Here is a 4591-nt window from a genome sequence, read left to right on the forward strand (position 1 = left end):
TCTGCCGAGGATGGTGTCTCCGATATGCGCGTTCATGGTTGCCGAGCTCTCATCAGAAGTGGGGCGTCGCCTGTAGTTGGCGACACCATGGTGGACCTTGCTGTTCCTAGGTACAATCCTAACGGGTTGCTGGGTCGGAGGGGCCGGTGGGGGTCCGGCTATCGCGGATTCTCCATCAGCGTCGGACTCATGGGCCTCTTCGAAGTTCTCCAGTGCTGCGTCCATGCCGGGCAGAGCGGAGTCAGGGGAGGAGGAGTGCACCACCCTGACCGAGCGGTCGGCCAGCCGGGAGGGTCGTCCCTGCAGAGCGTCCATGCTGCGGACGGGGTGCCGGGTTGCCCTGCCCAGTCGACGGGCCAGGTCGATCAGGAGTTGGGTGAATTCCTCAGTGCGCAGGGCTACCAGGGTCACGACATAGATGACCGCCGTCAGCAGGGTGATGACCACGCAGATGAAGAGTGCCTGCACCCAGCTCATGTGGCCCTGTCGGCCCTGAATCCAGGCGCCGACTAGGTGAGTCACCGGGGTCTTGACTGTCAGGGCGGCTGCCAGGGCCAATCCCGCAGCCAGGAAAGCCTTGGCGTAAGTGGTCAGAATCCGCCGCTCGTCCAGATTCCCCTGGAAGGGGCTGCGCAGCATGTGAGTCAGGGCAGGGAAACTGAGGATGCTGCTCAGGGACAGGCTCAGACCTACCAGCGCTGCCCAGTAGCGGGGAGGGAACAAGCGTATGGATACCAGAACCAGTGCTACCTGGATGCTGTTGGAGACGGCTGCGAAGATGAAAGGATGCCGCCCATCCTCAAAGGCGTAGAAGGTGCGCTGAATGAGCAGGAAGGCGCTTGAGGGGACCAGCCCCAGGGACAGGGTTATCAGCGGTCCTGAGATAAGGACAGACTCATGGACGCTTACCGAGGGCAGCAGGGCTCGTGTGATGGGCACTGGAATTGCCAACAGGACTGCGGCGAAGAAGAACATGACCAGTCCGACGTTGCGCAGGGCTTGGCTCAGATCATTGCGGGCATCCCCGATGCGGCCGTCCGAAACCGCTTTGGACAGCTTGGGAAAGAGGGCCGTGCTGACCGAGACGGCTACCAGGGAATAGGGCAGGATGAAGATGGTGTAGGCGTTCTGATAGGAGCCGTTGCCAGCGATGTCAAACGGGTTGCCTTCAAGGGGCGCGCCGTTGTTGATGCGGGCATTGACCACGTTGGCCAGCTGGTCGACGATGACCACGCACATGCTCCATGCCGCTACCGACCCCATGGATCGCAGGCCTATTCCACGCAGACCCCAGCGAGGGCGATAGCGGAAGCCGCTCATGATCAGGGGGATGAAGAGGACCAGTGCCTGGAAGGCCACGCCCAGGGTCCAGGCTCCAGCGGTCAAGGCCACCTTACCGTCGTCCCAGAAGCCGACCGGCTGATTGCGGGCGTTGCCGAACAGGAAGATGAAGACCAGGAAGCCCAGGCAGCTGATAACGTTGGCGCCCACCGAGCTCCAGGCGTATGCAGTGAACCGGCCCTTGGCGGCCAGGATCTGACCCAGGACCGTGTAGAGCCCATAGAAGAACACTTGCGGCATGCACCAGAGGGTGAAGGAGTTGGCCAGGGCACGCTGGGCCGGGTTCCACTTGGAGTTCAGATAGATGGTGGTCAGCACCGGGGTGCCCAGCATCAGCAGCAGGGTCAACAGGGCCAGGAGGACCATGGCGACCGTGATCAGCTTGTTCAGCCGGTCTGCTGCGTCCCGCTCCTTGAGGGTGCGTACGATCTGCGGGACCAGTACGGCGTTGAAGATGCCGCCCGAGATCAGGGTGAACATGACCTGAGGAATCATGGCGCCGGTCTGGTAGGCGTCGGCCGCGATTCCGGTGGTGCCTATGGCGGCTGCCAGCAGGATGGTGCGGATCTGCCCGGTCACACGGGAGGCCGCGGTGCCCGTGGCCATGATGGCGGAATTGCGCCCTACGGAACTCATTCGTCCGGGTCCTTCGTACGGTGGAACTGCCGCCAGAGCCCCAGAAGTCCCAGAAGCACGGCGATGACAATAATGATCAGGCCGCTCATGTCGCTCAGTCGTAGATTGCTGGTGATCTGAGCCCGGCGCACCTGGCCGAAGGGTCGGCCCTGGCGATCCAGCAGACCGATATCCACATTGGCTCTGCCGGCTGTTGCCACTCTGACCTTGAAGGTCACCTGGGCTTCTGATCGGGCGGGAATGACCACCTCCGCCATACGCGAGGTGACGATCTCCATGGAGTCGGTTCGCGCGCTGATGCGGGCGTGGACAGGGTAGGGATGGCTGTTGCTGACGGTCACTGGCATGGAGGCCGTCTCGCTGACGACGTTCAGAGATTCGCTGGGCGTGATGCTGACACCATCCAGGAGTCGGCGGGACATGGCCTCGGCCTGATCGGCCAAACCGGCGGCGGCTGCGGTTCCGCCCAGTGACTTCAGAGCCAGGTCGTCATGGGCGGCGGTCAGCTGGCTCAGCCATTGATGCGGATCCTTGGGCTGGCGGGCGGTGGTGTCGGCATCCTGGCGGGCCAGGGCCTGGCTGTCGGTCTTGCCTGCCGTGGCGCTGGCAGTGGGTTGGGAATCCTGCTTGCCGTCAGCCAGGATGGTGGTAGCGAACCGGTCGATCTCAGCCCGGCTGGCGATCAGGGAGTCCAGGGTGCCTGTCGGTCCATCGCCATGTTTGGCGCTGCCCTTGGTGTTGTCGAGCTCCAGGGCCTTGAGCAGACCCGACGACCCGCCGGTGAAGTCGGGTGCCTGCATCAGGTTGTCCATGGACTTCAGGCTGATCCATGGGGCATGCTCCAATTCGGTCATGATCTGGTCCGCCTGCTGGGTGTCTTCATCGGTATCGAAGCAGACCAGAAGGGAACGTTCGGCGTAGGGCTGTTCCATCTGATAGAAGGCGCTCTGGGCTATGAAGCGGGCCGTCTGCCCGGCCTGGGTCTGCTCCCCGGTGGCACGTGTGGAGCTGGGGTGGCCCCTGGCCAGGTTGCTGAGCTCGCGCTGTGCCGACAGGACGGTTACCTTTCCGGCTTTGGTTTCGATGGTGTACTTGCCCGTGTGGGCGGAGGTGCCGGCGTCGACTTCGAAGCCCTGGGGGGCGATGACCGTCTGATAGCCGGCACGGCGGGCGGCGGTGATGGACTCCACGGTCCACTCCTGTCTGCCCTGCCAGGCGTATGTGTCAGGCGCGCTGTCGGCATAGAGTTTGGCCGAGGTCTTGGCGCTCCAGGATCCGGGCGTGACCCCAGCCCGGGCATAGCGGTCCTGATTCTGGGAGGCATACCCGGTGATGTCGAAGTCGGCCGGCTGAATCAGCCCCTGGATCTGGGGACGATTGGCGAAGGCGGACAGATAGACCGGATCGCCCAGGGCCTGCAGGGACCCGTGCTTGGCCAGCAGCTGGCTCTGATCCCCCTGGCGGCGGGCCCCCTGGCGGGTCAGTGTCACGCTCCGGTTTTTATCGTTGCCCGAACCTGACTGGGTCATCAGCGCCGTCATGGCCTTGTCGTCAATGTTCCAGTCCGAGGAGGTCAGCGGCATGACCATGGTCAGGGCCAGGGCGGGGGTGCCTGCGGTAGGCAGGCCATCCCAGGTCCGGGTCAGAAAGGTGAACACGTCGCCCAGGACCTGGTCCTGATCGTCGCTCAGGGAGAGCCGGACAGGTTTGGGCCCCCAGCTGGTCATCTTCTTGATCGCGTCTTGATCAGCCGGCACGTTGACTGCAACCTCGACGCTCTGCCCTGCCGGGATTGTCGGTACGGTCTGCGTACCCAGCACGTCCGGGGTGGGGATGCGAGCGTGGCCTTCGGACCAGGCCTGCATGTCGGCCCGGGAGCTGAAGGAGTAAAGGGCGCTGGTGGACACGCTCAGATGGGCATTCTCCATGGGCTGGTTGGCGGTGTTGGTCACCGCGGCGCGCAGAGCGTAGCCGGACTTATCGGTCACCACTGGTGTCGACCAACGCAGGGCCACCTCGGCTGAGCTCTGATGATTGGTGGCAGCCAGGGCTGGTGCCGGATGCCAAGGAGCCATCACCAGGGCCAGCAGAAGGACGATCGTTAGCAGGATTCGAGCCCACCGGGTCCACCGATTGAAGGCATGAGTGTGCTGGCTGGTGCGCCCGCTCGGGCGCAGGGGGGTCTGGATCATGGCTGTTTTTTGTACTTCCTCGCGTAGAGCCAGGCTATTTTACGCTCATTGGGGTAACTGAGCACCGAGGTCAGATCGGAGAAGTCCACCCAGATGGCATCTTCAGCCTCATGATCGGGGTCGCCTTCCACACTCAGGGAGCCGCCGATCATCCGCAGGACGAAATGATGGACCAACTTGTGGACCCGTTGGTTGGTTCCGGTGAACCAGTAGTCGATGGTGGCGATGGAATCGGTTACCCGGCCCAGTATCCCAGTCTCTTCGTGAACCTCGCGCACCGCCGTCTGCTCGGGTGTTTCCCCCTTCTCGATATGTCCCTTGGGCAGGCACCATTCCAGGTGGCCTGAGCGGGAGTGCCGGGCGATGATGGCCACCCGGTCATGCCGGTCGAAGATCAGTCCGCCCGCCGAATACTCGCGCAC

At 63.5% G+C, this 4591-nt stretch carries 3 protein-coding genes; all 3 read right to left on the reverse strand.

Features of this window, described 5'->3' with window-relative positions:
* On the reverse strand, positions 1 to 1977 hold a 1977-nt coding region (gene murJ, locus AC0AP0_RS09195; protein WP_490430245.1), incomplete at its 3' end, for a murein biosynthesis integral membrane protein MurJ.
* Positions 1974 to 4169: a DUF6049 family protein gene (locus tag AC0AP0_RS09200; protein WP_490430246.1), complete on the reverse strand. Its 2196-nt coding sequence runs from the start codon at positions 4167 to 4169 to the stop codon at positions 1974 to 1976. The genes murJ and AC0AP0_RS09200, both read right to left, overlap by 4 nt.
* A partial coding sequence (locus AC0AP0_RS09205; RefSeq protein ID WP_490430247.1) for an NUDIX hydrolase occupies positions 4166 to 4591 on the reverse strand: 426 nt, incomplete at its 5' end. The genes AC0AP0_RS09200 and AC0AP0_RS09205, both read right to left, overlap by 4 nt.

It is taken from the genome of Bifidobacterium sp. POST2/T3 (B1), assembly GCF_058197115.1.

Excerpts from the sequence above, each read along its gene's own strand:
- AC0AP0_RS09200 (WP_490430246.1), bottom strand. The coding sequence starts at position 4,169 with ATGATCCAGACCCCCCTGCGCCCGAGCGGGCGCACCAGCCAGCACACT.